The sequence below is a fragment of the Methylobrevis pamukkalensis genome (assembly GCF_001720135.1).
GTDB classification, from domain to species: Bacteria; Pseudomonadota; Alphaproteobacteria; order Rhizobiales; family Pleomorphomonadaceae; genus Methylobrevis; species Methylobrevis pamukkalensis.
On the sequence record NZ_MCRJ01000185.1, the window covers coordinates 1 to 4,852 of the forward strand.

Below are 4,852 nucleotides of genomic sequence, written 5' to 3' on the forward strand. Positions count from 1 at the left end.
CGCCTGGGTGATCGCCATCGCGATCATGCTCGGCGGCCTCCTGGCGATCAGCCAGCTCTCGATCACCCAGTATCCCGAGATCGCGCCGACCACGGTGCAGATCTCCGCCACCTATCCCGGCGCCACCGCCGAGACGGTCGAGAATGCGGTCACCAAGGTGATCGAGCAGAGCATGACCGGCATCGAGAATCTCGACTACATGTCGTCGTCGAGTTCCTCGAACGGGTCGGCCTCGATCTCGCTGACCTTCAACAATTCCGCCGATCCGGACATCGCCCAGGTCCAGGTGCAGAACAAGCTGCAGCTGGTCGAGAGCTCGCTGCCGGACGCGGTGGTGGACCAGGGAATCAGCGTCACCAAGTCCACCTCCAGCATCCTGATGGTCGGCACGCTGGTGTCGACCGACGGGTCGATGTCGTCGCTCGACCTCGGCAACCTGATCAGCGCCAATCTCGAGGACACGATCAAGCGCGTCGAGGGCGTCGGCGACCTGCGGATCTTCGGCTCCGGCTACGCGATGCGGATCTGGCTCGATCCGGTGCGCCTGGCCAGGTTCCAGCTGATGCCCGGCGACGTGACCGCGGCGATCTCGGCCCAGAACACCCAGGTCTCGGTCGGCCAGCTTGGCGACACCCCGGCGGTGGAGGGCCAGCAGCTCAACGTCACGATCACCGCGCAGAGCCAGCTCCAGACCCCGGACCAGTTCCGGGCGATCATCCTGAAGTCGTCGGAAGACGGCGCGCTCGTCCGGCTCGAGGATGTGGCGCGGGTGGAGATCGGGGCCGAGACCTACGGTTCGGAAGCCCGGTTCAACGGCCAGCCGGCGGCCGGCTTTGCGGTCAACCTTGCCACCGGCGCCAACGCCATCGACACCGCCGAGGGCGTGCGCGCCGCGGTGGAGCGGCTGGCGACCAGCCTGCCGATGTCGGTCGAGGTGCTCTACGCCTATGACACGACGCCCTTCGTCGAACTCTCGATCGAGAAGGTGGTCGAGACGCTGCTGGAGGCGATCGTCCTCGTCTTCATCGTCATGTTCGTGTTCCTGCAGAACCTGCGGGCGACCCTGATCCCGACGATCGCCGTGCCGGTGGTGCTGCTCGGCACCTTCGCGGTGCTGGCCCTGTTCGGCTATTCGATCAACACGCTGACGATGTTCGCCATGGTGCTGGCGATCGGCCTGCTCGTCGACGACGCGATCGTCGTGGTGGAAAACGTCGAGCGCATCATGGCCGAGGAGGGGCTGTCCCCGCGCGAGGCGACGCAGAAATCGATGGGCGAGATCACCGGCGCGCTGATCGGCATCGCGCTGGTGCTGTCCGCGGTGTTCGTGCCGATGGCCTTCTTCGCCGGCTCGGTCGCGTGATCTACCGCCAGTTCTCGATCACCATCGTCTCGGCCATGGTGCTGTCCGTGCTGGTGGCCGTGGTGCTGCGCCGGCGCTGTGCGCGACCATGCTGAAACCGGTCACCGTGGGCCATGCCCGCGGCGGTCTGTTCGGCATGTTCAACCGCGGCTTCGACCGCACCGCGCAGGCCTATGGCCGCGGCGTCGGCGGCCTGCTGCGCCGGCCGCTGCGCATGCTCGCGGTGTTCCTGCTGATCTGCGGCGCCGTCTTCGTCATGTTCCGCGAGTTGCCCTCGTCCTTCCTGCCGCCGGAAGACCAGGGCATGCTGATGACCATGATCGAGCTGCCGTCCGGGGCAAGCAGCACCCGCACGCGGGCGGTCGTCGAGCAGGTGGAGAGATACTATCTGGAGGAGGAGAAGGCCGCGGTCGACAGCGTGTTCGCGACCATCGGCTTCAGCTTCAGCGGCAGCGGCCAGAACGCGGCGATCGCCTTCGTCAAGCTCAAGGACTTTGCCGAGCGCTCCGACCCGGCCCTTTCGGCGGCGGCCGTCTCCGGCCGGGCAATGCGGGCCTTCTCGCAGATCCGCGACGGCCGGGTGATCGCGCTGGCGCCGCCGGCGATCCCCAACCTCGGCACCTCCAGCGGCTTCAACATGTATCTGCAGGACACCGCCGGCGCCGGCCACGCGGCGCTGGTGGCCGCCCGGACCCGGCTGCTAGAGCTCTCGCGCGCCAGCGCGCTCGTCTCCGGCGTGCGCCAGAGCGGGCAGGAGGACCAGGCCCAGTTCAAGATCGATGTCGATCAGGAACGGGCCGGCGCGCTCGGCGTCGATCTCTCGGACATCAACACCACCCTGTCGGTCGCCTATGCCGGCCGCTACGTCAACGACTTCATCAACCAGGACAAGATCCGTCCGGTCTATGTCCAGGCGGATGCGCCGTTCCGCATGTCGCCGGAGAGTTTCGCCGACTGGCAGGTGCGCAACGGCGCGGGCGACATGGTGCCCTTCTCGGCCTTTGCCGGCACGTCGTGGACCTTCGGCTCGCCCAAGCTCGACCGCTACAACGGCATCTCCGCCGTCGGCATCGAGGGCGCGGCGCCGTCGGGGGTGAGCTCGGGCGACGCCATGACCGAGATGGACCGGCTGGTCGGCGAGGTCGGCGGCGGCTTCACCTCGGCCTGGACCGGCCTCTCCTACCAGGAGGAGATTTCCGGCAACCAGGCCCCGGCGCTCTATGCGATCTCGATGCTGGTGGTCTTCCTCTGCCTTGCCGCGCTCTACGAGAGCTGGTCGATCCCCTTCTCGGTGATGCTGGCCGTGCCGATCGGCGTGCTCGGCGCGCTGGCGGCGGCGACCCTGTTCGGCCAGTCCAACGACGTCTACTTCAAGGTCGGCCTGCTGACGACGATCGGTCTGGCCGCCAAGAACGCGATCCTGATCGTGGAATTCGCCAAGGAACTGGAGGCCGGCGGCAGGGGGCTGGTCGCGGCGACGGTGGAGGCCTCGCTGCTGCGGCTCAGGCCGATCCTGATGACGTCCTTTGCCTTCATCCTCGGCGTGCTGCCGCTGGCGATCGCGTCGGGCGCCGGCTCGGGCGCGCAGAACGCGGTCGGCATCGGCGTGATGGGCGGCATGATCGCCGCCACCTTCCTCGGCATCTTCTTCGTGCCGCTGTTCTACGTGACGGTGCGCGCCGCCGTGGCGAAGCTGCGGAAGACGCCGGACGCTGGGGCGCCCGAAGCCGGGACAAAGGACGCTGTCGCAGGAGACGCCAGGACGCCCGTGCAGTGACGGCCCGAGCAGCGGAGACCCGCCGCAGGGGTCCGTCACATGTCAGCCGCGGCCGACGAAGGGCATCTCGGTGGCCATCACCGTCATGAACAGGACGTTGGAGCCAAGCGGCAGGCTGGCCATGTAGACCACCGCCTCGCCGACATGCTCGGCGGGCATGCGCGCCTCGGGCATCGTCGTGCCGTTCGCCTGCAGGATGCCGGCCGCCATCTTCTCGGTCATCTCGGTGACGGCATTGCCGATGTCGATCTGGCCGCAGGCGATCGCATGGGCGCGCCCGTCGAGGGCGGTCGCCTTGGTGAGGCCCGTCACCGCATGCTTGGTGGCGGTGTAGGGCGCCGAGAACGGCCGGGGCGTCTGCGCCGAGATCGAGCCGTTGTTGATGATCCGTCCGCCCTTCGGAACCTGCCGCTTCATCAGCGCCATCGCCGCGCGGGTGCAGAGGAACACGCCGGTGAGGTTGGCGCCGACGACGGCGTTCCATTCCTCGATCGCCAGGTCCTCCATCGGCACCGCCCGGGCGCCGGTGCCGGCGTGTTGACGAGAAGGTCGAGCCGGCCGAAGTCGGCCTCGATCGCGGCAAACAGGGCGTCCACGGCGAGGTGGTCGGAGACGTCGGCGACCCTCGGCAGCACCTGCCCGCCCGTCGCGGCCATGATCTCGGCCGCGGCCGTGTCCAGAATGTCGGCGCGCCGGCCGCTGATCACCACGGTGAAGCCGGCCGCCGACAGTGCCTCGGCGATCGCCCGGCCGACGCCGGTGCCGCCGCCGGTCACAAGCGCGATCCGCGCCGCTCCGGTGTCCGGTCCGTGTGCCATGGCTGCCTCCCGCGTGTCGTGTCGTTGCGGGGGGGTGATGGCGGGTGCGGGGGGCTGTCGTCAAGCGGGGACGGGCATGAAGGGCGTGAAGGGACCGCGCCGCCCGTCAGCCCGCTCATCCGGCCGCTGCGCGGCCACCTTCTCCCCCGGGGGGAGAAGGGTTCGGCCGCGCCGCGCCCCGCCACTTCAGGTGATCGAGCCGACCACGCCCTCGATCAGGTAGTCGGTGCCCCAGAGCGCGCCGTCGTAGAGGCCGAGCGTGCCCTCGATCACCGTTTTGCCCTTGTTGTCCTTGAGCGGGCCGACGAAGATCGGGCCGCCGGCCTTGACCTCCTCGATCGCCTTGGTGGCGGCGGCGATCGCCGCTTCCGTGGCGCCGGCGCCGAAGGCCGTCGACTGGACCATGTCGCGGTCGTAGCCGCCCTCGTTGACGTTCGGCAGCTTCTCGCCCCTGGCGATCATGCCGGCATAGGCGGTGTAGACCGTGCCCCACTTCAGCTCGGCGCCGGTGATGAAGCCCTTCGGCGCCAGCGACGACTGGTCGGCGTTGTGGCCGCAGGTCCTGGCGCCGCGGCCCTCGGCGGTTTCCACCACCACCTTCGGGCTGTCCACGTGGCAGGCGATCACGTCGCAGCCGGCGTCGATCAGCGCGTTGGTCGCCTCGGCCTCGCGCACGGGCAGCGACCATTCGCCGGTGATGATCAGGCGCACTTCCGCCGCCGGGTTCACCTTCTTCACGCCGAGGGTGAAGGCGTTGATGTTGCGCAGCACCAGCGAGATCGGCTTGGCGGCGACGAAGCCGATCTTGTTCGCGTCGTCGACAGGCCGGCGGCGATGCCGTTCACGTAGTGGCCCTGGTCGAGGTAGCAGAAATAGCCGCCGAGGTTCATCGGA

General features: G+C 68.9%; 1 protein-coding gene and 2 pseudogenes. 1 reads left to right on the top strand and 2 read right to left on the bottom strand.

The annotated features are described in order from the left end of the window. Positions 1–3,140, top strand: a pseudogene (locus A6302_RS21685) (efflux RND transporter permease subunit); the annotation flags it as partial. 42 nt (positions 3,141–3,182) lie between these two features. Here the strand turns inward: A6302_RS21685 and A6302_RS19320 are convergent. Continuing rightward, positions 3,183–3,871: pseudogene (locus A6302_RS19320) on the bottom strand (SDR family oxidoreductase). A 273-nt stretch (positions 3,872–4,144) separates the two neighbouring features. Beyond that, positions 4,145–4,852, bottom strand: a 708-nt coding sequence (locus tag A6302_RS19325; RefSeq protein WP_210183403.1) for a BMP family ABC transporter substrate-binding protein, incomplete at its 5' end; no start/stop codon positions are given.